Below are 26,035 nucleotides of genomic sequence, written 5' to 3'. Positions count from 1 at the left end.
TAAAATTTTTAATATGAAAACTATAAAACAAATATTGACCTTGATTATCATCACATTTTTTGCAACGCATGTTTATAGTCAATGCGCAGATCTTCCTACAGATGCATTGAGTTGGTGGACTGGTGAGAATAATGCTAATGACATCATAGGAACAAACAATGGAACAGAGCTTAATGGTTTAAATTATACCAATGGAATGGTTGGAGATGCATTTTTATTTAATGGTATTGACGATCTGGTTTTAGTACCTGATAGTGCGAGTTTAGATTTAACCGGAGATATGACTTTGATGGCATGGATTAGACGAATTGGATATGATAATCCGCATCAAACTGTAATTTGTAAAGGAGCTGGTTTTGTGCCAAATGATGAGCCAGCCGTATTTGTTTTGCGTTTTGAGTTTGATCTCACTGAAGTCTTGTTTGAAGATGTCAATGGCAATAATGTCATGCTTAATGGACCAGCTTTTGAAGATTCTGCATATCATCATTATGTCTATGTACGTGAAGGAAATGAGCATAGACTCTATGTTGACGGGTTTTTATTCGATAATCAAACCTTTACTTCGTCTCCAGCTAGTACTGTAGGTTTGCCATTAACTATTGGTGCACAATATCACAATCCATCAGGAGGTTCTAATGATTATGATTTTAATTTTCATGGGGAAGTTGATGAAATAATACTATTCAACAGAGGCTTGTCAACTAATGAAGTTACATCTATTTTCGATGCAGGTGTATTTGGTGCCTGTCAGGATGGATTAAGTGTTGATGAGGTTACCTTAACTCATTCTGATGTCATGGTCTATCCTAATCCATTTTCCGAAGCTACCAAAATACAATTGGAAAAACCGTTGCAGAATGCCAATTTAGTGATTATTGATATGTATGGTAGAGAAGTGAAACGAAAAACTGCACTTTATGGATCAGAGATTATTTTAAACGCAAAGGATTTAAATAGTGGTGTTTATATGCTAATTATACAGCAAGGAACATCTAAAGTCTCTACCAAAATTGTGGTAAAATAAATTCAGATAAATACATCACTAAGATTATTATTAAATTAGAGCATAAATCCACCTTATTTTGAAATACATCACTTTTTTGTTCTTCCTCATTACGTCTATTCTTTTTGCTCAGCCTCAAAAAGACATTGATAGTATGTATCAAGTTGTAAGAGAAAGTTTAAATGATACTATTAAGGCCAATACGCATTATGAATTAGCCTGGTCTTTGAAACTAAAGAATTTGCCTAAGGCAAAAGCACATATGGATTCGGCCATGTCGTTCTATCAAGGTTTGAAACTGCCAAGAAAAGTAGCGCTTAGTCATTTTCAATATTCGGTTTTGCATCGTATTGCAGGAGATTATAATAAAGCAATAGAAAGTTTAACCAAGTATCAAAATTATGTGGAGACAGTTAATGACACTACAAATTTGACTTATGCTTATTATGAGAAGGGTGTAATTTATTCTCAAAAGGGTGATTTGCATGAAAGCCTGGAGGCGTTTTACAAAGCCAATACCTTATCTGAAGCTACTCAGAATTTAGATATGTCAGGAACAACTTTAAATAGTATAGGGTTGGTTTATAATGACTTGCAGAAGTATGACGAAGCAATAGAAGCTTTCAATAAAGTATTAGTTATTTATAAAGAACTAAATATTACATCAGAGCATTTGGGAGATGTTTATAATGGTATGGGTTCGGCTTATAAACATCAGAAAAAATATAGTGAAGCTAACATTTATTTTGATAAAGCATTAGCAAATTATCATGACAATAATAGTGCTTTTGGTGTAGCCATTTCAAACTTTCATAAGGGTTTAATTTGTAATGAACAAAAACAGTACAAGAAAGCACTAACATTCTTTAAAATAGCTTACGATATTCAGAAAGAAAATGGTTTTGAAACAGAATTGATTTTGACTTTGTCAAGTTTTGCTGAAGCACATTTCGAATTAGGTCATTATTCAAAAAGCGAATCGTTATTGAATGAGGGGTTAGGTTTGGAGATTGAAAGTAAGTTATCTGCTAGAGACCTTTATTTTGAACTGTATCGAATTAACGCTAAAAAAAACAATTATAGTAAAGCACTTCAGTTTCATGAACTATATGTAAAATATAAAGACAGTGTATACAATGAAGAGAATATAAATTCTATTAATCTACTTCAGAAACAATTTGAAACTGAAAAGAAAGACAAAGAAATTGTAACTCAGAAGTTAGCCTTACAAGAACAAGAAAATGAAATACAAAAACAACACACCCAATTGGGTTATATCACAGGAATTGCCATTTTTTTACTTATTGCGGCATTGCTTACTTGGCTCTTATTTCAGCAAAAACAAAAACGAAAAAACCAAGAACTCATCGCGCTTAAAAGAGAGTATCAGATCAAATCTCTGGAGTCTTTGATAGAAGGAGAAGAAAAAGAACGTTTCCGAATAGCAAAAGAATTGCATGATGGTGTTAATGGCGACCTGTCAGCGATAAAATATAAGTTATCTTCACTACTAGAAATGAATAATAAAGTTATTAAAGAAGCCATAACAATGATCGATAGTTCCTGTGAGCAGGTAAGAGCCATTTCACATAATTTGGTGCCACCTTCATTGGATAGTTTTAATTTAGTAGAAGCTACAGAAAATTACTGTATTAATCTAAATGCCACTAATAAAGAGCGCATTACATTTCAGCATATTGGCAGTGAAGTACAATTATCGAAGAAGGCAGAAGTTAATGTATTTAGAATCATTCAGGAACTTGTTTTCAATGCTATAAAACATGCCGAAGCTGATGAAATTAGCGTACAGATAAGTAGCAGAGATAATCAGGTGCAAATTACTGTTGAAGATGATGGAAAAGGTTTTGATAGCAATGCCAAGCAGACGGAAGGTATTGGATTGAGTAATATTCAATCAAGAATTGATTATCTTAACGCAAACTTAGATGTTGTATCTAATAAAGAAGGAACATCTTATTCAATTGAGATTGATTTAAACACATTAAATGAAGATTAAAATTGCAATAACCGATGATCACGTCATGGTATTAAAAGGTATCGAGACCATGATGAATACTACGTCAGAGGTATCTGTTGTAGCAACTTTTACCAATGCCCAAGATACTATAGATGGACTAAAAAAAGGCACTCCTCACGTGTTGTTACTAGACATAAATTTACCTGACATTAATGGGATAGATCTTAGCAAGAAACTTCTTAAAGTGTATCCTGAACTCAAGATTATAGCACTTACAAATTTTGAAGATATTTCTTTTGTAAAACGCATGCTAAAGAATGGAGTACATGGTTATTTATTGAAAAATGTGGACAAAAGCGAATTAGTTGAGGCATTGCAAACAGTATTATCGGGTAATTTATACATTCAAAAGAGTATCAATGATAAGTTGTTGAATCAAATGTCTTCTAAACCAATTAGCAACGGATTAAATATTAAATTAACCAGAAGAGAGCACGATGTTTTAGTTGGAATTTCTGAAGAACTTACCACTCAACAAATCTCAGAAAAACTATTTATTAGTCCTAAAACTGTTGAAACGCATCGCATGAATATTATGAGTAAGCTAGGTGCAAAAAATAGTGTTGGTATTATTAAAATAGCAATCGAAAAACAGTTATTGTAGGTTACTCTTTTTTAAAAGTTATTAGGTATTTGTATGGAAAAAATTAAATGTAACTTTACAGCCTAAATAAGTAGCATGTCAAACATCATCTATATAGGTTATTATTTCAAAGTACAACCACTTCAACCTGCTGTTGAAATTCTTATCGCTGAATTAGGTTATGCTGGTTTTGAAAGCTTTGTTGAAACCGAAGACGGTGTCACCGCTTATATTCAAAAAGAGGAATGGAATGACAGTATTCTGGATGATATTCAGATTTTAAATTCTGAAGCATTTGAGATCTCATATACGTTTGAAGAGATAGAGCAAACCAACTGGAATGCAGAATGGGAAAAAAACTTCAACCCAATAGTCGTTGATAACGCTTGTTCAGTTCGTGCACCTTTTCATGAAAAACCAGACACCAAATACGATATTATTATCGAACCTAAAATGAGTTTTGGTACTGGGCATCATGAAACTACGCATATGATGATTCAATATATTATAAAGAATGATTTTGAAGGGAAGTCAGTGTTAGATATGGGGTGTGGTACTGGAGTTTTAGCGATTCTTGCTGAAATGAAAGGCGCTAAACCAATTGACGCCATTGATTATGATAACTGGTGTTATCTCAACAGTCTTGAGAATGTTGAACGCAATAATTGCAAGCATATTACTGTTCTTGAAGGTGATGCAAGTTTGTTGCCTGGACGACACTATGATATTTTAATTGCTAATATCAACCGAAATATCTTACTCAATGATATGGAGACTTATGTTAATGCACTTAATGAAAACGGACTCATGTTTTTAAGCGGATTTTACAATGACGATATTCCGATTATTAAAGCCGAATGTATGACTTATGGATTAAAACATATCGAGACTTTGGAGCGTAATAATTGGGTGGCATTAAAATTTAAAAAATAAGGATTACACAAGGTTTTTGAAAAACTCCGACGAATTACTTAAAATTTTAACATAAAAATGATGCTCATTACAAAAATTACGGAAAAACCGTAATTTTTTTATTTAACGTTTCTTTAACTTTGTTGTGGTAATTATCAAAGTCTAAATAACCTGTTTTTTTAAAGTATGAATTAACAAATTTATTTAGCTCACCCAATTTACGTAAATACTTTTATTAACTTAATTTACTCAAAAATGAAAAATTTAAAATTTTTGACCTTAGCTGGTCTATGTCTAATATTTTCTTTTCAATCTTGTGAAAAAGAAAGTGTCACTGAGGACATGTCTAATCTAGATGAGGACATAATTATCAATATGAACAATCTGGAGAATAGAACTTTAATTACTGACACAGAATTATTGAATGCTATTCATACCTTGGATATCGATGTTGGTATTATTTCTAAAGGAGACTTTCACTTACCAGACGGAACTGTAGAAGAACGAATTTATATTGGTAGTGATATTGTTTTTACAAGAGAAGAACTAAATACGTTAGCAGGTATAGGTGATGGTTTAAATCGTCAATATAGAACCTTTAATTTAGTATCAGCAAGTAATCAAACTATAAATATCTTAGGATACACAGGAGGAAGTCAAGCATTATCTAGTAAGGCGCAAACTGCTTTAACTAGAGCTGTTGCTAATTATAATAACATTAGTAATATGACGCTTCAATTTAATTTATCGTTTGGTACTAATTATCAAGCAGCAGATATGGTGGTTTATGATAATTCTATTAATAACCCAGGAAATGGAGGAGTTGCTGGTTTTCCGAACTCATCTGGCCAACCTAACAAGTTTGTTCAGATTTATGGTATAGAGCAATTTTCAACTAATGTCAATGAGCATGTCATTACTCATGAGATAGGGCACTCTATTGGTTTCCGTCATTCAGATTGGTTCGATCGTTTAAGTTGTCCATCATCAAGTCAAGGTAATGAAGGGTCAGGTTCAGATGGTGCTGTACATATATCTGGAACGCCTACAGGAAGAGATTTAAGTTCAGTTATGCAAGCTTGTTTTTCTACAAGTGTAAGTGGTAATTTTAATGGAAATGATGTTACAGCTTTACGTGCCATGTATCCAGCAAGTTCTTCTGGTCCTTGTGATGGTGTTTCCGAATGGCAAAGTGGAGTAAGTTATAGTATTGGAGACCGTGTTACTTATTTTGGTAACCTTTACGAACGTGTTAGTGGTGGTTGGACTTTGATAGGATCATGTTAATTTAATATAAATCATAAGTTCAAATCCTAGCACTACAATAATTATAAAAGACTTCTGTTCTATGAATAGAAGTCTTTTTTATTAATGAGTTTTTTTTTAAATTTATATAAAAATTAGTTGATGAGCACCAAAGAAAAAATCCAGGAAGAACTTCTCGTTGAAACCTCGGAGTTACCTTTAAATGAAATTGTGTTATACAATGACGATGTCAATACGTTTGACCATGTTATTGATACTTTGATTTACGCTTGTGATCATACTCCTGAACAAGCTGAACAATGCTCAATATTAGTTCATTATAAAGGACAGTGTGTGGTTAAAACTGGGGAATATAAAGAGCTCGAACCTCGCTGTACGATGCTTTTAGAAGCTGGTTTGAGCGCAGAGATTATTTAACTATTTATTCATTCTTCCCACTGCACAGCTTACAAATGACTTTGCTTTTTTAGTTAATGGATTGGCTTCGCCTTCTACTGGATAACCTAGTGTAGATAATAACGTTTTAACAGTTTCAATTTGTGTCTCATTCTCATGATTGAAACTAACAGTATGGTTATCATTATCTACAATTACTCCTGTGATTCCGTCTAAGTTCTCTAAACGCGTAACTATGGTGTTAGCGCAACCTCCACATTTAAGGTTTTGTATATTGAATGTACTTTTCATAACTTATAATGTTGATGGACAAACAAAGTCCGTAGTTTTTAAATCTGTTTTTTTGATAGCTCCAAAACCTCCAGCAATATCTACTAAATTATGAAACCCTCGAGCTTTTAAAATGGATGCAGCGATCACACTTCTATAACCACCTGCACAATGTATGTGATACGTTTTGTCTTTTGACACTTGATTCATATTGTCATTGATATAATCTAGTGCAAAGTGTTGAGCATCTTCAAGATGACTACTTGCAAATTCACCATCTTTTCTTACATCTAATATATTGAGCTCGTCTTTTTGGGCTCTCTTAGCAAATTCTTCAGCAGAAATTGATTCTAAAGTATCAATCTCTCTTCCTGACGCAGTCCAAGCTTCAATTCCACCAGCTAAATAACCAAGTGTATTGTCGTAACCTACACGGGATAATCGTGTAACGGCTTCTTTACTTTTTCCTTCAGGAACCACTAACAAAATAGGCTGCTTTATATCAGAAATCAATGCGCCAACCCAAGGAGCAAATCCACCATTTAATCCAATAAAAATAGAATTTGGAATGTGCCCTTTTATATAATCACTTTGAGGTCTTACATCAAGAACCATTGCTTCTTCATGATTAGCCATGGCTTCAAAATCTTCGGGAGATAAAGCAATATTTCCAGTTTTTAAAACAGTATCAAAAGTTGTATAACCTGTTTTGTTCATCATTGCATTTTTTGCAAAATATTGAGGAGGAGGTGCTATGCCTTCCAATACTTCTTTTACAAATTCATCTTTGGTCATGTCTTCTCTAAGTGCATAATTGGTTTTTTTTTGATCACCTATAGTGCCTATGGTTTCTTTACTCAGATTTTTTCCGCAGGCAGAACCCGCACCATGTGCAGGATAAACAATAACGTCATCTGCTAATGTCATTATTTTATCTCGCAGAGAATCATATAACATAGCGGCTAGGTCTTCTTTGGTTAGATCAGACTTTATAGCTAAGTCTGGTCGTCCCACATCACCTAAAAAGAGAGTGTCTCCGGAGAAGATTGCATGATCTTTTCCTTTATCATCAATTAATAAATAGGTTGTTGATTCTAAGGTGTGACCTGGCGTATGCAATGCTTTAATAGTTATGTTTCCAAGCTTAAATTCTTCATTGTCTTTTGCTGAGTAAATATCGTATGAAGTTTCAGCACCTGGACCATAAATAATTGTAGCTCCTGTCTTTTTAGCAAGATCCACATGACCAGAAACAAAATCGGCGTGAAAATGCGTTTCAAAAATATATTTGATTTTCGCGTTGTCACTATTAGCTTTATCAATATATGATTGGGTTTCTCTTAGAGGATCTATGATAGCCACTTCACCATTTGATTCTATATAATATGCTCCTTGAGCCAGACAGCTGGTATATAATTGTTCAATTTTCATATCTATTTATCTTAGTCTTTATTATCATTACTTCATTACACTAAAGATACGAAGTAATATTTTTAATCTTATTTATATAAAGTTTGATTAATGAGGTAGTTTGTCTTTTATTAACCCATAGACAAAAGTGCCTAACACAGCAGCTAGAATAACAATTAGCATGGGTAAAGCACCTGTGCCTACTAATATATACATTGGTCCAGGACATGCACCAGATAGAGCCCAACCTAAGCCAAAAATGCTACCACCAATAATATATCGCGTCAAACCTCTGTCTTTTAGAGGAACGCGCATTATTGAACCTTCAGTATTTTTAAGTTTCAACTGTTTTGATAGTAGTAAAAGGATAATTCCTGTGAGTACTGCAGTACCAATAATACCATACATATGGAAAGATTCAAACTTGAACATTTCGTAAATTCGATACCAGGAAACCGCTTCCGATTTTACAAGTACGATTCCGAAAATTATTCCAATAATTAAAAATTTTAAATATTTCATATTAACCAAAAATTAAAGGGAATAGTAAGTGAATCATGATCAGGCCACCAATAAAGAATCCAACCACAGCAACCAAAGATGGCAATTGTAAACTACTCAATCCTGTAATGGCATGACCCGATGTACAACCTCCAGCATATCGCGTTCCAAAACCAACAAGGAATCCGCCAACAATAAGTATCGTCATACCTTTTAAACTGAAAACAGCATTCCAGTCAAACAGTTCGGGAGGCAATAACGATTGTCCGGCATTTTCAAATCCTAAAGTACTTAGAGTTGTAATAGTTTCTGGATTGAGATCAATATTTGTGGGTGTTGATAAGTAAAAGTGAGCTATAAAACCCCCGATTACAGCACCTAGAACTACTGTAAGATTCCAAAGCTGTGTGCGCCAATCAAAATCAAAGAACTTTGCTTTTTTTCCTGCACCACCTATGGTACAAAGTGTTCTTAGGTTAGAAGACATGCCAAATGTTTTTCCAAAATAAATCAGAATAAACATAATAATGGCAATAAGAGGCCCACTTACAAACCAAGGCCAGGGATCTAGGATAAATTCCATCACAATTTTTTTGCAAATATATACAGTGAAGCACAGAACTTGTGTAATAATTGTTACAAAAACGACTTATTCGTATGATAAGCGATAAAAATTGAAATAATAGTTTGGTTATAATTTAATAAAAATAGTATATTTGCACCCACAAAAATGGCCATGTGGCGCAACTGAATAGCGCACTTGATTACGGCTCAAGAGGTTGCAGGTTTGAATCCTGCCATGGTCACGAATAAACAAAAAAGCAAGCAAAATAAAATAGCTTGCTTTTTTTATTTTGTGGCTTTTTTGTTTTCAAAGCGGAGCTTTGTCAGGAAGGGCGAAGCCAATCCTGATCACAAAGTTGAAGCTTTGTCAGGAAGGGCGAAGCTAATCCTGATCACAAAGTTGAAGCTTTATCAGGAAGGGTAAAGTCAATCCAGTCATTATCAAAGCAGAACTTTACTGGCAACAATTCAGTTTAGATGCTTACTTATGGACGACTCCCGTTCTTAAACTGTCAAAAAAATTAAGGTGTAAAGATTTTATTTTTGATTGCATAGATCACTAGACCAACTCTATTTTTTGCATCTAATTTTTGAAATAAATTACTTCTGTATCCATCAATGGTTTTTGGACTTAAATACATTTTGGTAGCTATTTCTTTGTAGGTCAATTCAGAACAAGCATATTTAATAAATTCTAATTCGCGTTCTTTTAATTCGGCTTTTGGTCTCTTATATTTCGGTTGAAGTAATTTGACCAAAATATTAGCTACTTTTTTGGTATGGTAGTAACCGTTATAGATCACTTCACTTAAAGCTGTTTCTAATATGCTTTTTTCTACATCTTTCAGTAAATAGCTACAGGCACCAGCTTGTAGCATCTTTATAATTGTTTCTTCATTTTCGTCAACTGAGAGTGCTACTACGTCAATGTCTGGGTGTTGTTCTTTAACTAGTTGCGTAGCATATATACCATTTAAAACAGGCATATTAACATCCATTAAAATGATGTCAGGTTTCAAAGGGATATCATTTAGTTTATTTAATAGATCTCGACCATTTATGCATGTATAGAGAACTCTAAATTTCTCAAAGGAGTTTACTAGACTTTCCAGGGCTTGCGACAAAAGCATGTGATCTTCTACAATTACAATAGAATGCAACTTCATAACATATGTATTAATTCAATTATATAAATTCAATTATAAGTTATGAGTCCAAGGTGAGGATGACTCAAAATAGGCTAAATATTCAACCTAAGTGTCAACAAAAGTTCTAATAGGGAGGGACTTAAAGATACTAAAAAAAGTTGTGAGTTCAACTCAATTTCGTAAATATTAACAACCTCAGATAATTTTTTTGAAGGGATATTAATACATAGTTCATTGCAAAGGCTCTACAGATACGAGGTTGTGATTTCTGATACACTTTATACAGATTTAAAAAAAGGTGGTTTTTCCTAATTAAAAATTAGGTTATTTCCCAAGATATTCTGGGAATTATACTCTTACTCATTGTTTAGATTAATTGGAATTTTACAACAATCATAAATCGAACAATGTGGCAAACATTTTAAAACAAGCACTTGATTTTTTAAAACTCAGAGTTGATACTTATAATGGAAGCCTATCTCCTGTGGTTGAGATTTCAAATATAGCAACCTTGAATGATGGTGACGAATTTTTAGATTCTACTTCACCGATAATTTTGTCTGTAGTGAATTTAGAGGAAGACACAACGGCACGTTCGCCTAAAGTCTATTTACCTAATCCAAATCGAGATAGTCCAGCTAAAAAATATAACAATCCAACACAGCACTTTGTAACCTCTTTATTGTTCACTGCATACAATAAGGTACAAACAAATGATAAGTATTTAGATGGTATAAGTAAACTTGAACATGTTATTAGATGTTTCCAAGAACAACGTGTGTTTATGCTTAACGGAACAACCAAATTGATTTTAGATTTAGAGAGTTTAAAAATTAGCGAATTAAATCAATTGTGGTCAATGCTTGGCAATAAATATATGCCATCTGTGCTATATAGAATGCGTATGATAAGTATTCAACATGATGAAAAAGATGGCGCCGAAATTATAGAAGAATTCAAAATTAAATTATGGGAAAATAATTCAGAAGACACAACTGGACTTTTGGAAGAAACAGAGTATATAACAAAACAACTTTAAATTATGATTAGTTCATTAGCAACACCAGGCGTTTATGTCAAGGAAGTAAACGCATTTCCACCAAGTATAGCTCAAGTGGCAACAGCCATTCCAGCGTTCATTGGATACACAGAGAAAGGCGTGAAAGACAAACCTACAAAGATCAATTCTTTGTTAGAATTTGAAACACACTTTGGAGGCTCACCAGCTCCAGATAGTATAATTAGTATCAATGTTGATGCCGAAGAGTATTCAGTAGACGAAAGTAAATTAAAGCTTTATAATAGTCTTCGTTTGTTCTATTCTAATGGTGGAGGCGAATGTTACATAGTATCTGTTGGCTATTATTCTGAAAAACCAGCTGATTGGACAAATTCTGCTGTACGTGATTTGTTTACAGCTGGGATTGATAAACTGGAAAAAGTAGATGAGGTGACACTTATCTTGTTTCCTGACGGCATAAATCTAGGAGATGCACATCTTGGAATTGTCCAAGAACATGCTTTAGCTCAATGTGCTGAACTCATGGATCGTTTTGCAATTATGGACGTCATTCAGTCTAAAAGTGATGGGACAAGTCTGGAAGATGATAGTCTAGCATTCAGGAATGCAGTTGGAAACAAAAACTTAAAATATGGTGCTGCATATTACCCGTATTTACAGGCAAGTTTCCCTTTTCAATTCAGATTTACAGATATTCAGAATAATTATGATTTTAAAGTATCAAATCCAAGTATGATCAGTAAAATTGATGCTTATTTGGCATTAAATGCTAGTGTAAAATCCTTTACAAACAATTGGAAAGCTGCACCTATGCAAGCTCATAAAGCTAAGCCTGATGCAGCAGACCTTCCAATTGATGATGAAAACAAAGTTGAAGATTATATAAGAAAATGTTGGAGTTTACTTGCTTTATTTGATGATCCTTCTGGTTTGCCTGAAGATGCTGCACATAACGAACAATTCAATCTTAAAATTGATACGGTAAAATTAATTCAAAGTTCGCTGAAACCATTAGCTCAAAAAACATTTGATTTTGAAGCTAAGTTTAAATCCTTGGAAGCTGCATATACACTTATTCTTGGAAGTGATTTTGACGACAATGACTTTGACGATACCAGTTGGAAAAACGGAGCAGATTTTGCCGAATCTGCACCAAATCTTTACGATAAGTTATTAACGTCTAATCCAGAAGCAGGAGATGATACAGAGAGTTATCCTCTAATTCAAGGTCAGCTTAATAAATTACATACCCAAATAGTAGATACTGTCAATGGTGTGGTGTCGGCTCTTGAAGATTTAGATTCTAAAAAAGAATCGGAACTGGTTTCAGAATTGCCAGATTACCCTAAAGTTCTATCAGGTTTATCAAAAAACATGAATACCATTCCGCCAAGTGGAGCAATAGCTGGTATTTATGCAGATGTTGATGCAACTCGAGGTGTTTGGAAGGCTCCAGGTAATGTGAGTGTTAGTGGTATTATAGGACTTACCGATGATATCAATGATAAAGAACAAAGAACCATGAATAAACATGAGACAGGTAAGTCAATAAATGCTATTCGTGCGTTTACTGGACGAGGTAAACTGGTTTGGGGAGCAAGAACTTTAGATGGCAATAGTAATGATTGGCGCTACATCAATGTTAGACGATTAGCAAATATGATTGAAGAATCTACTAAGAAAGCCTGTATGAATTTTGTGTTTGAGCCTAACGTAAAGCAAACTTGGGTGAACGTGAAAGGGATGATCTCTAACTATTTGACAACACTTTGGGGTGATGGCGCTCTAGCAGGAGCTAAAGCAGAAGACGCCTTTTTTGTAAGTGTTGGTCTTGGTGAAACAATGGATGCTAATGACATTAATAACGGCCGTATGATCGTGAAAATTGGATATGCACCATCTCGACCTGCTGAGTTCATAGTGCTTGAGTTTACTCAAATGCAGCAAAAATCATAAATAACATTAATTAAAACATAAAGATCATGACAGATTTTCCGTTACCAAAGTTTCATTTTAGCGTAGAATGGGGTGGAACACGAATAGGGTTTCAAGAAGTTTCAGGTTTGAACAAAGAGCTAGATGTATTAGAGTACAGAGAAGGTTCAAGTAAAGAGTTTTTCAAAAAGAAAATGCCAGGAATGCATAAACTCAGTAATATCACACTTAAAAGAGGTGTATTTCATGACGATAACGAGTTTCTTGAATGGTATAATACCGTTGCATTGAATACCGTAGATAAAAGAGATATAACCATATCATTACTTAATGAAGAGAACCAACCAGCATTAGTTTGGGTTGTAAAAGATTGCTTTATAGTATCTCTTAAATGTACTGATATGAATGCAGATGAAAATGCAAATGCAATTGAGACTGTAGAAATTGCGAACCATGGTTTCACTTATGAACATGTGTAATTTATGCCAGATCCAATGCCACTTAGCGGATTTCATTTTTCAGTAATCTTTGAATTACTGCCTCAGTTTAGTATTGATACTAAATTTCAAAGTGTTAGCGGACTTAAGTCAACCATGGAGTTTGACACGATTACCGAAGGTGGTCAGAATCAATTTAAAATTTCATTACCTAAACAAAATACTTTTGAAAATCTAATACTAAAGCGAGGCTTAACTAAAGAGATTTCCGGATTAAGAATGTGGGTAAATAATGCCTTAGACAGTTTTGTGTTTCATCCAGCAAACCTTGTAGTGTCATTGCTAGATGAAGAGAATGATCCAGTGAAAGTATGGTATATCTCTCAAGCTATTCCTTTGAGTTTAGATGTTTCAGATTTCAATGCTGAAGAGAGTCAGTTGGTCATAGAAACTCTATCTCTAAAGTACCAGTATTTCAAAGAAATACCTGTTCCGTAAGATCTAAAAAGATGAGATTATGCCAATAGAAATAAAGGAATTAAATATTAAAATCAATGTTGAGGAGACAGTTCAGCATCAAGAATCACAAAAGTTTAGTTCGTCAAAAATAAGCGAATTAAAAGCTGAAATAACCAAAGCGTGTACCAGAAATGTCATAGAATACATTAAAGAAAAACAAGAGCGATGATTGAAGGGTTATTAGGTATTGTAGATAAAATGCGAATTGAGGTATATCCGAGTATAGAATACAAAGAAACGGAAGCCATCAAGACAATTTTTGTGCAAGTTAATCCAGAAAGTTACACATTGAATCATGAAGTGGAGTTTTGTGAAGGACAAGCTATTGGGTCTTCCAGTCAAGAACTACAGTTTAATAGAATTGGTAGTGAAGAGGTCTCTTTTGATTTTGTCTTTGATAGTTCTGGTGTAATTCCTCCAGCTAAGATAAAAGATGGTAAAGTTGAAAGTTTACCGTTATCTGAGACCTTAATCGATGTTTTAGAGCCTGCAATTGCTAACCCTTTTGAACAAGCAGCAACAATTGAAGAGGAACTTGAAGAATTTAAGGAATTACTCTCAGGCTTTAATGGTGATACACACCAAACCAGATACCTCAGATTACTATGGGGAAAGTTTCAATTGGAATGTCGCTTAACTAGTTTAAGTGTAGAGTATAAAGTATTTGGTAAAGATGGAAGGCCTATTCGTGCAAATGCAATTTGCAAATTCAAAGGCACACAGTCTTACGGCGAAATGCAGGCAGAACAAAATAGACAATCTCCGGATGTAACCCACAAAAAAACAGTTAATCAAAACGATAAGATTACACTTTTAGCCGAACAAACCTATGCTCTTAATTCATACTATGTCGATGTGGCGAAAGCCAACAAGTTGTTGAGTTTTAGAGAGTTAAAAACAGGGCAAAACTTACGTTTTCCACCAATTAAATAATTAATATGCCTTTAGAACCATTCATACCATCTCAGAGTACGTTGAACATACAAATCTTAATCAATGGTGAATTGTCTGGATTGCATACGTTTTTAAAAAAAGTGGATTGTCACTATGAATTCAATAAAATCCCCTTTGCTAAATTACTATTTATAAGTTCTAATCCAGATACAACCAGTGAGGAAGACCTTCTGGAAAGTGATACTCTTGCAGTGACTGATGCTATTGAAATTCAAGTGAGTGAAGGTAATGAAACCAAAACTCTGTTTAAAGGGATGGTCTACAGGTTAGAACGCAATGTAGGCAGCAACTGTGGATTTGAAACTAAAGTAGAATGTAAAGATGTTTGTGTCAATCTAATGAGTCAGCAAGATGTTGTAGCTGATGAAACCTTTAGCACAAAAATGGACAGATTTCTTAATCATTTACAGATTTCTAACGAAGTGGATTTACAAGTTGGAGGTGATGAAATAGTTAGTAAAACATCAAATACCACACCATGGGATTATATATTGAGTTATCTCGATACACTTGGTCTTATGACAACAATTAAAGAAGGTGTTTTTAAAGCTTTTGATAGTACAGCTCAAGCTTTTCAACCATTATATCTGGCTGAAAATGGAGTGAATGTCTTTGAGTTTGAAGGCACTCAAGAATCTACAGTGTCTAATGTAGTGATTAGAACCTGGAATCCGGAAACTCAGGAAATTGAAACACAAGACAATGAAACTAATGTAGAGAATAGTGAAGGCTCTGAAGTTATTGATTTAAGTCAGACCAATTATAGCAACCAAACAAAGAATCAAATATCAATTGCCAGAGCAGCAAAAAACAGATTGGCAACTACTAAAGGGAAGGTGAAGACTTTTGGGAACCTTCAGGCAAACTATGGAGATTACATTCAGTTTGAAAAAGTGAATCAAAATATTGATGCTAGTCCATTAATAATATCTGCTGAGCACCATACTATCGAAAATGGGTGCTGGCAAACGGAATATAGTTTTGGTTTAGAAAACAATAATTCCTTTGCTGAAAATGTCAGAGGCTCCAGATCTTCAAATGAGGATATATTAGGACAGTCTAATACTATGCAAGGACTACAAATAGGTGTAGTAACCAAAATAGATGGAGATTCAGAATTTCGTATTAAAGTTAGAATACCATCAATATCAGATAGTGGAGAAGGAGTCTGGGCAAGATTAGCTTCCATACAAGCAGGTCCAGATCGTGGAGGATTCTTTATTCCGGAAGTTGACGATGAAGTTGTCCTTGGATGTTTTAATAACAATCCTGATACACCAGTTATACTAGGTAAATTGTATAGTAGTGCGAGACCTGCTCCTTTCAGTATTAAAGAAAAAAATTACATACAAGGTTTCGTTTCTAAGGAGGGAACCAAAATTATTATAGATGATGAGAAAAAGACGGTGGAGATTAGTACAAAGGCCAATCAACAACTAATCATTGGTGATGATAAAAAAGGGTTCTACGTACAAGATAAAAATAATGGAAGCACCATTTCAGTAAATGATAAAGGAATCACTTTAGATAGTAAAAAAGACATCATTTTGAAAGCTGCTGGTAATATTAAAATTGAAGGCATTGAGAATTCGTTCAAGGCTTCTGGTAATATGAACCTTGAAGGAGCATTTATAAACTTAAACTGATATGAAATTTGCAGCACGATTAAATGATTTGCATGTATGTCCTATGGTTGATGGCACCAAACCTCATGTTGGTGGACCTATTCAGGCAGGAGCAAATACAACTGTTATGATTGGAAAACAACCAGCTTCAGTAGTTGGTGATATGTGCACGTGTACTGGTCCGCCAGATACAATTGCTTCTGGGTCTTCAACTGTAAAAATTGGTAAAATGCCTGCAGCTAGAATGGGAGATAGTACTGCGCATGGCGGAAAAATTGTAAAAGGATGTTTAACCGTAATAATTGGAGGTTAGAATGGACGATAATAATTTTTTAGGAAAAGGATGGAGTTTTCCACCTGCTTTTGATCTAATTGAAAGATCTGTAGTAATGGTAAATGATGAGGAAGATATCCAACAGAGCTTAAATATTTTACTTAATACAGGCTTAGGTGAACGCATTTTGAGATCTGATTTTGGTTGTGGAATTAATACAATGCCATTTGAAAATATTACAACAACACTCTTAACTAAAATGGAAAGGATAATTGAAAAAGCCATTTTAAAGTACGAGCCAAGAATAGATTTAGAACATATATTTTTTTCTAAATCCAATCCTTTAGAAGGTGTTTTGTATATCCAAATAGAATACAAAATAAGGGCTACTAATTCTAGAATGAATTATGTATATCCGTTTTATATAAAAGAAGGAACACATATTAATAATTAATTTTAATGTCTGATTGCAATCCACATATAGAGACACATAGAACTAAGGGGTTAACTCAGCTGAGTCGTTCACCTAAAGCCCTAGATAGTGAATTCATAAAAATTGATGAACGAGCTATAGAAGACCTGATCGTATCAGCTTACAGGTTGTCAACTCATTTGCATTTTTACGATGGTGAAAATGTGATCTTAGGAAATTGGAGTTCATTTTTTGGATGGGAATCAACATCTATTCTTGCTCAAATCGCAAGCCTAGATATTCAAAAGTTTGCGGCTAACTACAAGACCAATAAACAAAAACTTATTTTATTACCATCTGATGATCATCGCAAAATAATTGATCCTTATTTTCAATCTATTAATATCCTGTTCAAGGATCTATTCCAAAAAGTAAGTCAGCTTCCCTTAGATCTTTCTATTAAAGATTACTTTAATTCAACAAAATCTACACTGAGTGTGTTGCTCGAAGCAATTATGTTGCAAGTCAATCAACCCGATGATTTAAATATTCTTTTTCAAAATCATTTATTCAATAAGAAAATTCAAAATTTATTCGGGCTTTTGACAGATTGGAAACAAAGGAGTAGGGAGCAACTGCATAAAAATTTAGAGTCTTATCCAAAGCATTCACCTCAATACGCGCTTTATATTGCATTTTTAAAGCTTTTTGAAAATGCCCAGACTGATCTAAACACGTTTACAAAACGGCATCTTGATTTCTATTATAAAGATGTTCTTCATTTAAGTCCTCAAAAAGCAAGCCCAGATTATGTGCATTGCTATATTGAACCACACCTAGGTACATCAACGTTTTCTATTGAAAAAGACAGCGTTTTTCTAGCAGGGAAAGCTAAAGACGGTAAAAAGAAATATTATGCTTCAACAGCAGATGCTACAATAAATAAAGCCGTAATAGAAACTATATATGGCGGTTTTAAAAATAATAGTAGATACTATTTTAATGATCTAACGGAAACAAATGCTCAAGGTGAAAGTTGGAAAGCATTTACAAAAGATGCTATTGCTGATCAGCTAGGTTTTGCAATGGCAAGTCCACTATTTTTTCTTAAAGGAGGAGACCGAGTCATACAAATAAATTTCAGTAAGCATAATGGAGAGACATTAGAACTTAATGTCAATGATTATAATTTTTATATCAGTGCAGAAGAGGAATGGTTTCAAATTAAAAACCCAACCAATATTGAAGGTCAGTTACACCTTTCTTTGGCTAATGAAGATCCTTCGATAATTCCATTAAATAGTGAAGTTCACGACGGAATCTCAATAAATACACCATTCCCAGTCTTAAAAATTATAGCAAAAAACGGAAAGCTGTCAAGTTTCAGATGTAATAAAATTCTAATTAAAGTCGTAGTTTCTAACTACAGACAATTTAAGCTATTCTCTGATACAGGGACGATTGACCATACCAAATCATTTGAACCCTTCGGACTCATTCCCAAAAACGGGCACTCCATTACATTTTCAAACAAAGAATTTTTTCAAAAGAAAAAAGCAAAGGGTAACCTAAATATTGAAACCAGTGACAATTCGTGGAATATTTACCAAAATACCAAACTTGAATATTTAGAGAATGGCATTTGGACAGCGGAAAATAACTGGAATAGAAATGATCAGCTGTTCAGACTTCATAATAGAGGTCCTATCGATTTTGATTTTACTGATGATGAAAAGTTAACACCCAGTGATGCCAACGGATTTTTTAAAATCATCCTCAATAAAGGGTATGCAGGTGAAACCTATTTGAATACATTTATAAAACAGTCTAAGTTGTCATCTCCTGTTTTGCCTTACATTCCTACCATTAGTGATGTAACATTCGCTTATGAAGCAGATTCGCAACATAACCATGTGTCATTTTTCAATATGTATCCTAAAGGCTATGAAAAGCTCTCTGGAACTAACTTTACTATCGTACCCAAAATAGATAATGATGGCGAATTGTTTATTGGTATCAAAGATATTGATGCAGGAAATTCTTTAAGCCTCTTGTTTCAAGTTGCAGAAGGAAGCGCAAATCCCAGACAGCTACCAATTGAGTTGAGATGGACCTATTTAGAGGGCAATCGTTGGGTTCCTTTTAGCGCAGAGTCTATAGGAGATGAAACCAATGGACTTACACAGTCAGGGATTGTTCATTTGCAAGCTCCTGAAGATTTAGATCATCAGACACAAACTAAATTCCCAAAAGGGATATGGTGGATAAAGGTCGAGGTTGCAGAACGTGTTGATGCAATTTGTCACTTAGTAGGTATACACACACAAGCATTAAAAGCAGTATTATTTGATCACGATGAAAATGGATTGGAATTTCAGGAAAATCTAGCACCTGAGACCATTTCAAAACTATTAAAACCCAAGAATGAAATCAAAAAGGTCAATCAACCGTATTCTTCTTTTTACGGACGATTGAGAGACACAGATTCAATGTTTTATAAGCGTTCAAGTGAGCGTTTGAGACATAAGGAAAGAGCAATTTCAATTTGGGATTATGAAACCTTAGTTCTCGATAATTTCCCTGAAGTATTTAGAGTTAAATGCTTAAATCATTATCGCTATGATGCACACGAAATTGACAACTCTTCTTCTGGTTATGTCACCATAATTCCTATTGCAAAAGGACTTGGTGTCAATGTGCCTGTGTATTGGAAACCTATTGTTCCAATTGGAACAATGAAACGTATTAAAACATTTTTAGAATCGAAATCTTCACATCATACACGAATTAATGTAAAGCCTCCTAAGTTAGAACAGTTAGAAGTTGTTTTTAATTTCAAACATCATGATGTTCCAGGAGCAGATTCCAGACTATATACGCAACGTTTAATTGAGACGATCAATACGTTTTTAAGTCCGTGGGCTTACAACAAGGATTCCAGTGTCGAATTTCAAACTGAAATAGAAAAATCCAAACTTATACAGTTAATAGAAATGCAATCTTTTGTAGACTATATCTCTGATTTTAAGGTTAATCACCATATTTTAGATGATACTACCAGCGTGGTTTTACAATCGTTCAATGATGTAGAAAAAATTGTCCCTAAAACAGTGTACTCTCTTTTTGTGCCGCATGAGCATTCTATTACAACAATTAATAACGTGTGTTGCTCATGAGTGTAGTAAGTTACATAGATAAAAAACGGGTGTTGTCTCAAGCTCAAAACTATGAGTTTTTAAGAGCAGAGGGGCAAAAGTATATTGAATCTTTATCACACAAATTGTGGACCGATTTTAATGCACACGATCCTGGTATAACTATACTTGAAGTATTATGCTATGCCATAACTGAACTTGGTTATCGTAGTAATTTTGATATTGAAGATTTATTGGCAAATGATCAGGGAGTTATAGATAATAAAACGTTCTTTAAAGCTAGCGAGATCCTTACCAATGCACCATTGACACCTATAGATTATCGCAAAGTACTTATAGATATTGAAGGTGTAAATAATGCATGGCTTAGTTATTCAAATGGAACTAAAGATGCATTAGATTATTCAAATCCTCTGGATAATGAAATTCCGGTTTTTATAAATCCGCGAGAGGATAAATTAAGTTTAAAGTCTGTAGATAGATTTGATAATACATTAAACAGGCTTAAAATAAGAGGTTTAAATAAGATTATAGTCGAGCTTGGAGAAGACATTGATTTGGGACAACTTAATGAAGTTGAAATTCAAGACTCCTTTTCAATAGAGGAGTTAGGTGTTACTCGTTTTGTGGCCACAGATATTGCTCTCGAATTTGATAATTGGAAACATCAAAAAACAGCCTGGCTCAACCTGATGAGCAATCCATTAAAAATAAAAATCAAAACTATTGTTATTGATGAAAATACAGTATCTGTAACCGTTCATAAAAAGTCAAATCCAACACATACATTAACACTAAAGATAACAGTAGTTGATCCACTTGAAACCTCATTAGTGGAGACCTATTTCAATGATATTGAACACATAACAGACACCATTTCTAAATTCAATGCCAAAAAGCAAATTGTGGATGGTATTTATGCTGAAATTGATCAAATACTAAATGATAATAGAAATTTTACTGAAGACTGGTTATGTATTGAAACTATAGACACTATCGATATTGGTGTATGTGCAGATATTCATATAAATACCAGTGCAGATGCTGAAGCTGTATTAGCTAAAATTCAACAAGCTATAGATCTTATCCTTAATCCGCCTATACGCTTTTATACGCTTAACCAAATGTTAGATAAGGACCTAAGTCCAGAACAGATCTTTAATGGGCCATCTTTATCACATGGTTTTCTATTAGACGAAGAAGTTGAAAAATCGCAATTACCTGAGTGCATTCATGCGTCTGATATTATTGCAGCATTAATGAGTATTGATGGTGTGTTAGCAGTAGATAACATGCTGCTTACTGCTTATGATAAATTAGGTCAGCCTCTTGAAAGCGCAATGAATAAGCCTTGGTGTTTGCAGCTTAATGGACAGCAAAAGCCAGTATTCAGTTTTAACAAATCAAAGTTATTAATGTTTAGAGATGGCATTCCATTTATAATTCCTGAAAGTGGAGCATTTGAATTGAGTGATGGAGTGTTTTACCTTAAAACCGATAATAACACTTATAAACTTAAAGGTGCTGAAAATGATTTTACGTTTCCCAAAGGACAATATTTTCAATTAGATGACTACCATAGTATCCAAAATGATTTTCCTGTAACTTATGGTATAGGGAAAGGTCATCTTTTAGGAACAGAACCAGTATCAAGAAAGATTAAAGCTAAGCAACTAAAAGCATATTTGCAGCATTTTGATCAACTTTTGGCAGACTTCTTCAAGCAGCTTTTTCATGCAAAAGATTTGTTGGATATCAACACTATTGACCGCACTTATTTTGTACAAAAATTAAAGAATATCTCAGGAATAGATGAAGATTTGTTTGCTGATGAGGTCTACTCAGCTACATTTGAAACCACTCTATTTAATGGACAAAATGAAGATGATAGATCTCATTATGAAAATGACAAGCTATTTTTTGATAGACGTAATCGTTTTTTAGATCATCTTATGGCTCGTTTTGGTGAGTCGTTTAGTGATTATGTTTTCATGATGCATACCATGCAGGAAAATGCAAATGGATTAGCAGAAATCACGCTTCAGGATAATGAACTAATTCATGACAAAGAGCAATTTATAGCTAAATATCCTCAACTTAGTTATCCTAGAGGTTTAGGAATGAATTATTTGCAAGAACATTCCGTAGATATAGAACATCCTTGGGGCATAAGTGAAAGAGGTGGTTTTGAAAACCGTATTGCAGCTTTGTTGGGCATCAATACATTTACACTTTCAGATATAGTTGATGATCAGCCTAAATCATTTTGGACCTATAATACTGTAATTGGGCCACTGAGCTTCAGTCTTCCAAATACCAATACATTTACTTTAAATGAGCGATGGGAACTTGCGCATATGCTTATAAATAATGTGTCGGCTTATCGCGTGGTCACTTTTGCTAATTCGTTTATTTATTTTGTAAATAGCGATCATATAAAAATTGCCAAATTTGAAAAAGCTTTTAACAGTGTAGCCGAGGCCGAAGAATTTATTCCAAAACTTTATCAGGCTCTGAATTCCTATTTAGAAAACTTCTATTGTATTGAACACATACTATTAAGGCCTTTAATTGATAATGATTTAACAGATGATGATTTACTCACTGTTTGCCTCAATGATGATTGCTATTCCGAAGCAAATAATGATCCATATTCTTTTAAGGCAACTGTAATTTTGCCAGGATGGTTGTCACGTTTTAGAAACCGATATTTTAGAAATTATGCTGAAACTTTAATGAGATCTGAAGCACCAGCTCATACGCTTTTAAAAATTTGTTGGGTAGGTCGAGACGATATGATAGGCTTTCAAAATGCTTATAAAGCGTGGCTGATTGAGTATAAGAAATTAAGAACAAAATATTGTTTAGACACTTTAAGCCTGAGTGCGAAAAAAGCTTACAATAAAAAACTATCCAATTTGATAGCCCAATTAAAACGATTGAATACCATATACGACGAAGGGACGCTTCACGATTGTCTAGAGAGTGAATTAACCAATCCTATATCATTAAATAATAGTTCTTTAGGAACTCTGAAAAACATAGAGCCATGACACCAGTAATAACAGATTATCCAGTATTTGAAGCCGATCAGGTTTTAAGCCAAAAGCATTTAAACAAACTCATTAGTTATTTAGAAGAACAAGATCGTATATCTAGAGTTGCACTGTTAGGTATGGGGATTGTTTGTGGTCTTGACATTAAAAGACCTAATGCAAGAACCGTTGATATTGGTTGTGGGACTGCTATTACTTCTCTGGGTTTTCTTATTCCTTTTAAAGATTCAAGATATACACATTTTAAAGCAACTACTATTTCAGAATATTTTTTGCATCCTGACTTGGAAAAGCATCCATATCTGGAGACAATGTATGACTATGCTAAATTATATGAGCCCTTTGAAAATTGTTTAGAATTACTTCCTTCAGATAGTGAAGACGATGGAAAAGAGATCTTGACTCAAGATATTTTAGATGACAAAGTCATCATGTTACTTCTTGAAGCTCCATTAATTGATGAAAAGAATTGTGTCGCTATTGATTGTGCAGATAAGGGAAAGAGATTGGAGTTTAAAGCAAGACCTTTGCTCATTGATAGAGAAGAACTAGAAGACAGTGCCATAAGATTAAACCAATGTCAGAATACATATTTTGCTAAGAAGGTATTACCAAAGTATAATGTTCCCAGAACAAATCTTGTGACTGGTCAACATGTTTTGGAGGCTTTTAACTTACAGATAAATAAGAGTAAACAAATTCTCCATGATGCAATCAAATCAGTACACGACCATTATCAACAAGAATTGGGAGATGTGTCAAACTATTCTAGGCTTTCTAATGTATTAGCACAGGTTAATACATTACATGCCCAATATAGAAATGACATTTACATTCAATATGTGGTAGATTGGATAGGAGATCTGCTAGCTACGTATCATGAAATTGCCAAGTTCAATACTTGTAATCCATCTATTTGTTGTCCAAATAATGATTTATTTCCTTTTCATGTATTACTAGGCTTAGCCGAATTTGAAACTCAAGATATAGGGACAGAAAATGATTTGTATCGTTTTAGAACTCCTTTCATAAAAACTGGAATTCTTGCCGAGGAATACAAAGTGAAAAAAGAGGAATTAAAGGGATTAATTCATAAGCTCATACATCAATTAAGTTTTTTTGATATTCATTTAAAAACAGTTCGATTAGACGGAATAAAGATCACACCATCTCGATTGGGTACTGAACCTCTATCAGAACGTGCTATCCCTTATTACTACGGAAATATTAAAGATATGGTGGGTAAATGGTCTCCAATATTGAAAATGAAAGGACTTCACCAACACATATTAAGTTACCATTCTAAGCTATATAATGATACAGATGATCATGTTAATAACCCGTTAGGATATGATTCTGAACCTTTTAATTTCTATAGAATTGAAGGGCATATTGGTAAAAACTATAATGAAGCTTTAGCAACAGTAATTGCTCAGGTGAATAAAAACAGATTGCCTTTTAAAGTTATAGCACTCAATGCTTCCGATTATCTAAAAAAGACAGTTGATATTTCCAAACATAAAGGCGACTGGAATGACCTTGAATTGGATTATGATATGGCTCGTAAAAAAGTGTTCAGTATAACAGAGTATGTAATTAATTGGGTAAAAAGAAATAAAACTGAAATTCAAGAAAACTATATTCTTATTACAGACAATGTTGTTGATAATCTTTCAAATATTCTTGCTGAAACCAGAGAATTACTGTCAGATAATCTACAAGAGTTTTTGTTTAATTATAAAGACTTTTATGATGTGTTTAGAGCGCTCAACAGGCTTTTTGTATCTCATAGAAGATGCTTGTTGCTTCAAAAGCCTGAGGATTTTAGTAGGATAGAAGAAGATTTAATCGATCACTTTGATGAAATTAATAGCCTGTTTTTGGAAGATCCATTTACAGTTATAGTCGAAGAAGCACATCGCCGTTGGAAAGAGCAATATAAAAACCTGTTCCTATCTAAATTTTTAGAATCTCATCCTGGAATAGAACACAAAGCAGGTGTGCCAAAAGGAGGTACTTTTATTATGCTTTATACAGATTCTTCCATTTTTGCTAAGCCTAAGTTTATCAATCCTACTACTCTTAATCTATTAGAAACTATAAATATATATCAAGCGTCTCTGTTTGATAATGCAGAAGTTGAAATTGCTGAGAATATCACATTTAATCAATATGTAAAGCCATTCATTGTAAATCCAAAAGATGATAAGCCAGAAGATGAATGCACAAAAGAAGTAGAACGTGTTAAAGGCAATTTACTGGAAAATGCAAAACTAAATTTACCAGCAAACATTCCTTTGTCTGTTAGAGATTATCTTTTTGATAATATCAAAGATGTATTTGATCTAAATCCAGAAGTGCTTCCAAATAATAATAAGATACCAGAACGTGTAGTGATTGCAGACTTTTACCTGCCATATATCTGTTGTGGTAATGGCGACACTATAAACATTGCTTTACCGCCAAATGATGAAAATCAGACCATTATAGCCGATTTTGATCATCGCGATTTTAGTGATGACGATTTTTTTACAAATAAACCTGAATAAACAA

General features: G+C 33.8%; 23 protein-coding genes and 1 tRNA gene. 19 read left to right on the top strand and 5 right to left on the bottom strand.

The window, feature by feature from the left end; all coding sequences use genetic code 11:
• Positions 1-13 precede the first annotated feature (13 nt).
• From Q0951_RS08360 to Q0951_RS08335, 6 genes are all read left to right on the top strand, one after another.
• Positions 14-1,027 carry a LamG-like jellyroll fold domain-containing protein gene (locus tag Q0951_RS08360; protein WP_299336119.1) on the top strand — a complete coding sequence of 338 codons (1,014 nt, stop codon included), beginning with the start codon at positions 14-16 and terminating at the stop codon, positions 1,025-1,027.
• A gap of 58 nt (positions 1,028-1,085) precedes the next feature.
• Complete coding sequence (locus Q0951_RS08355) at positions 1,086-3,023, top strand: sensor histidine kinase (RefSeq protein WP_299336118.1); 1,938 nt, start codon at positions 1,086-1,088, stop codon at positions 3,021-3,023.
• The gene (locus Q0951_RS08350; protein WP_299336117.1) at positions 3,013-3,648 is read left to right on the top strand and encodes a response regulator transcription factor; all 636 of its coding nucleotides are present in this window, start codon (positions 3,013-3,015) and stop codon (positions 3,646-3,648) included. The genes Q0951_RS08355 and Q0951_RS08350 overlap by 11 nt, the downstream gene beginning before the upstream one ends.
• Positions 3,649-3,723: 75 nt before the next feature.
• Positions 3,724-4,560, top strand: coding sequence for a 50S ribosomal protein L11 methyltransferase (prmA, locus tag Q0951_RS08345; RefSeq protein ID WP_299336116.1), 837 nt, complete (start codon positions 3,724-3,726; stop codon positions 4,558-4,560).
• 234 nt (positions 4,561-4,794) lie between these two features.
• Entirely contained in the window at positions 4,795-5,826 is a 1,032-nt protein-coding gene (locus tag Q0951_RS08340) for a M57 family metalloprotease (protein WP_299336115.1), read from the top strand.
• A 120-nt stretch (positions 5,827-5,946) separates the two neighbouring features.
• On the top strand, positions 5,947-6,222 hold the full coding sequence (locus Q0951_RS08335) for an ATP-dependent Clp protease adaptor ClpS (protein ID WP_299336114.1): 276 nt from the start codon (positions 5,947-5,949) through the stop codon (positions 6,220-6,222).
• Here the strand turns inward: Q0951_RS08335 and Q0951_RS08330 are convergent, their stop codons facing one another.
• The 4 genes from Q0951_RS08330 to Q0951_RS08315 all read right to left on the bottom strand — a co-directional run bounded on the left by Q0951_RS08330 (position 6,223) and on the right by Q0951_RS08315 (position 8,965).
• Positions 6,223-6,492 carry a heavy metal-associated domain-containing protein gene (locus Q0951_RS08330; RefSeq protein WP_299336113.1) on the bottom strand — a complete coding sequence of 90 codons (270 nt, stop codon included), beginning with the start codon at positions 6,490-6,492 and terminating at the stop codon, positions 6,223-6,225. It abuts the gene before it with no gap.
• Between the two features lie 3 nt (positions 6,493-6,495).
• Positions 6,496-7,902, bottom strand: coding sequence for an MBL fold metallo-hydrolase (locus Q0951_RS08325; RefSeq protein WP_299336112.1), 1,407 nt, complete (start codon positions 7,900-7,902; stop codon positions 6,496-6,498).
• Positions 7,903-7,989: 87 nt separating this feature from the next.
• On the bottom strand, positions 7,990-8,403 hold the full coding sequence (locus Q0951_RS08320) for a DUF6691 family protein (protein ID WP_299336111.1): 414 nt from the start codon (positions 8,401-8,403) through the stop codon (positions 7,990-7,992).
• A gap of 1 nt (position 8,404) precedes the next feature.
• On the bottom strand, positions 8,405-8,965 hold the full coding sequence (locus Q0951_RS08315; protein WP_299336110.1) for a YeeE/YedE thiosulfate transporter family protein: 561 nt from the start codon (positions 8,963-8,965) through the stop codon (positions 8,405-8,407).
• A gap of 149 nt (positions 8,966-9,114) precedes the next feature.
• Between Q0951_RS08315 and Q0951_RS08310 the strand changes: the two genes are divergently transcribed.
• A tRNA-Arg gene (locus tag Q0951_RS08310) sits at positions 9,115-9,188 on the top strand.
• 279 nt (positions 9,189-9,467) lie between these two features.
• On the opposite strand, the gene Q0951_RS08305 is transcribed toward Q0951_RS08310, so the two are convergent.
• Complete coding sequence (locus tag Q0951_RS08305) at positions 9,468-10,112, bottom strand: response regulator transcription factor (protein WP_299336109.1); 645 nt, start codon at positions 10,110-10,112, stop codon at positions 9,468-9,470.
• Between the two features lie 391 nt (positions 10,113-10,503).
• Between Q0951_RS08305 and Q0951_RS08300 the strand changes: the two genes are divergently transcribed.
• Genes Q0951_RS08300 through Q0951_RS08245 form a run of 12 tightly spaced genes read left to right on the top strand, consistent with a single transcriptional unit; the run spans position 10,504 to position 26,031 of the window.
• A complete protein-coding gene (locus Q0951_RS08300; protein ID WP_299336108.1) occupies positions 10,504-11,133 on the top strand; it encodes a DUF4255 domain-containing protein in 630 nt (209 codons plus the stop codon).
• 3 nt (positions 11,134-11,136) lie between these two features.
• On the top strand, positions 11,137-13,071 hold the full coding sequence (locus Q0951_RS08295) for a phage tail sheath C-terminal domain-containing protein (protein WP_299336107.1): 1,935 nt from the start codon (positions 11,137-11,139) through the stop codon (positions 13,069-13,071).
• A gap of 26 nt (positions 13,072-13,097) precedes the next feature.
• On the top strand, positions 13,098-13,529 hold the full coding sequence (locus tag Q0951_RS08290) for a phage tail protein (protein ID WP_299336106.1): 432 nt from the start codon (positions 13,098-13,100) through the stop codon (positions 13,527-13,529).
• Positions 13,530-13,532: 3 nt separating this feature from the next.
• Positions 13,533-13,985, top strand: coding sequence for a phage tail protein (locus tag Q0951_RS08285; RefSeq protein ID WP_299336105.1), 453 nt, complete (start codon positions 13,533-13,535; stop codon positions 13,983-13,985).
• A gap of 19 nt (positions 13,986-14,004) precedes the next feature.
• Positions 14,005-14,175, top strand: a complete 171-nt coding sequence (locus Q0951_RS08280) for a DUF5908 family protein (RefSeq protein ID WP_299336104.1) — start codon at positions 14,005-14,007, stop codon at positions 14,173-14,175.
• Positions 14,172-14,939 carry a hypothetical protein gene (locus tag Q0951_RS08275; RefSeq protein ID WP_299336103.1) on the top strand — a complete coding sequence of 256 codons (768 nt, stop codon included), beginning with the start codon at positions 14,172-14,174 and terminating at the stop codon, positions 14,937-14,939. The genes Q0951_RS08280 and Q0951_RS08275 overlap by 4 nt, the downstream gene beginning before the upstream one ends.
• Before the next feature lie 5 nt (positions 14,940-14,944).
• Positions 14,945-16,606 (top strand): phage baseplate assembly protein V, encoded by a 1,662-nt coding sequence (locus Q0951_RS08270; protein WP_299336102.1) that lies wholly within the window; start codon positions 14,945-14,947, stop codon positions 16,604-16,606.
• 1 nt (position 16,607) lies between these two features.
• On the top strand, positions 16,608-16,898 hold the full coding sequence (locus tag Q0951_RS08265; protein ID WP_299336101.1) for a PAAR domain-containing protein: 291 nt from the start codon (positions 16,608-16,610) through the stop codon (positions 16,896-16,898).
• A gap of 1 nt (position 16,899) precedes the next feature.
• Positions 16,900-17,313: a GPW/gp25 family protein gene (locus Q0951_RS08260; RefSeq protein ID WP_299336100.1), complete on the top strand. Its 414-nt coding sequence runs from the start codon at positions 16,900-16,902 to the stop codon at positions 17,311-17,313.
• A 5-nt stretch (positions 17,314-17,318) separates the two neighbouring features.
• Positions 17,319-20,447 (top strand): hypothetical protein, encoded by a 3,129-nt coding sequence (locus Q0951_RS08255; protein WP_299336099.1) that lies wholly within the window; start codon positions 17,319-17,321, stop codon positions 20,445-20,447.
• Positions 20,444-23,479, top strand: coding sequence for a hypothetical protein (locus Q0951_RS08250; RefSeq protein WP_299336098.1), 3,036 nt, complete (start codon positions 20,444-20,446; stop codon positions 23,477-23,479). Before Q0951_RS08255 ends, Q0951_RS08250 begins: the two co-directional genes overlap by 4 nt.
• Complete coding sequence (locus Q0951_RS08245; protein ID WP_299336097.1) at positions 23,476-26,031, top strand: hypothetical protein; 2,556 nt, start codon at positions 23,476-23,478, stop codon at positions 26,029-26,031. Before Q0951_RS08250 ends, Q0951_RS08245 begins: the two co-directional genes overlap by 4 nt.
• Positions 26,032-26,035 lie beyond the last annotated feature (4 nt).

The sequence above is a fragment of the uncultured Psychroserpens sp. genome, assembly GCF_947501425.1.
Taxonomy (GTDB): Bacteria; Bacteroidota; Bacteroidia; order Flavobacteriales; family Flavobacteriaceae; genus Psychroserpens.
Note: the sequence above shows the minus strand (reverse complement) of the source record. Positions and strands in the feature narration are given on the sequence as shown.

What these genes read in the sequence shown, in the direction of transcription:
- Q0951_RS08360 (WP_299336119.1), top strand. Translation starts at nt 14, where the DNA reads ATGAAAACTATAAAACAAATATTGACCTTGATTATCATCACATTTTTT.
- Q0951_RS08350 (WP_299336117.1), top strand. Translation starts at nt 3,013, where the DNA reads ATGAAGATTAAAATTGCAATAACCGATGATCACGTCATGGTATTAAAA.
- prmA (WP_299336116.1), top strand. Translation starts at nt 3,724, where the DNA reads ATGTCAAACATCATCTATATAGGTTATTATTTCAAAGTACAACCACTT.
- Q0951_RS08340 (WP_299336115.1), top strand. Translation starts at nt 4,795, where the DNA reads ATGAAAAATTTAAAATTTTTGACCTTAGCTGGTCTATGTCTAATATTT.
- Q0951_RS08335 (WP_299336114.1), top strand. Translation starts at nt 5,947, where the DNA reads ATGAGCACCAAAGAAAAAATCCAGGAAGAACTTCTCGTTGAAACCTCG.
- Q0951_RS08330 (WP_299336113.1), bottom strand. Translation starts at nt 6,492, where the DNA reads ATGAAAAGTACATTCAATATACAAAACCTTAAATGTGGAGGTTGCGCT.
- Q0951_RS08325 (WP_299336112.1), bottom strand. Translation starts at nt 7,902, where the DNA reads ATGAAAATTGAACAATTATATACCAGCTGTCTGGCTCAAGGAGCATAT.
- Q0951_RS08320 (WP_299336111.1), bottom strand. Translation starts at nt 8,403, where the DNA reads ATGAAATATTTAAAATTTTTAATTATTGGAATAATTTTCGGAATCGTA.
- Q0951_RS08315 (WP_299336110.1), bottom strand. Translation starts at nt 8,965, where the DNA reads ATGGAATTTATCCTAGATCCCTGGCCTTGGTTTGTAAGTGGGCCTCTT.
- Q0951_RS08305 (WP_299336109.1), bottom strand. Translation starts at nt 10,112, where the DNA reads ATGAAGTTGCATTCTATTGTAATTGTAGAAGATCACATGCTTTTGTCG.
- Q0951_RS08295 (WP_299336107.1), top strand. Translation starts at nt 11,137, where the DNA reads ATGATTAGTTCATTAGCAACACCAGGCGTTTATGTCAAGGAAGTAAAC.
- Q0951_RS08290 (WP_299336106.1), top strand. Translation starts at nt 13,098, where the DNA reads ATGACAGATTTTCCGTTACCAAAGTTTCATTTTAGCGTAGAATGGGGT.
- Q0951_RS08285 (WP_299336105.1), top strand. Translation starts at nt 13,533, where the DNA reads ATGCCAGATCCAATGCCACTTAGCGGATTTCATTTTTCAGTAATCTTT.
- Q0951_RS08280 (WP_299336104.1), top strand. Translation starts at nt 14,005, where the DNA reads ATGCCAATAGAAATAAAGGAATTAAATATTAAAATCAATGTTGAGGAG.
- Q0951_RS08275 (WP_299336103.1), top strand. Translation starts at nt 14,172, where the DNA reads ATGATTGAAGGGTTATTAGGTATTGTAGATAAAATGCGAATTGAGGTA.
- Q0951_RS08270 (WP_299336102.1), top strand. Translation starts at nt 14,945, where the DNA reads ATGCCTTTAGAACCATTCATACCATCTCAGAGTACGTTGAACATACAA.
- Q0951_RS08265 (WP_299336101.1), top strand. Translation starts at nt 16,608, where the DNA reads ATGAAATTTGCAGCACGATTAAATGATTTGCATGTATGTCCTATGGTT.
- Q0951_RS08260 (WP_299336100.1), top strand. Translation starts at nt 16,900, where the DNA reads ATGGACGATAATAATTTTTTAGGAAAAGGATGGAGTTTTCCACCTGCT.
- Q0951_RS08255 (WP_299336099.1), top strand. Translation starts at nt 17,319, where the DNA reads ATGTCTGATTGCAATCCACATATAGAGACACATAGAACTAAGGGGTTA.
- Q0951_RS08250 (WP_299336098.1), top strand. Translation starts at nt 20,444, where the DNA reads ATGAGTGTAGTAAGTTACATAGATAAAAAACGGGTGTTGTCTCAAGCT.
- Q0951_RS08245 (WP_299336097.1), top strand. Translation starts at nt 23,476, where the DNA reads ATGACACCAGTAATAACAGATTATCCAGTATTTGAAGCCGATCAGGTT.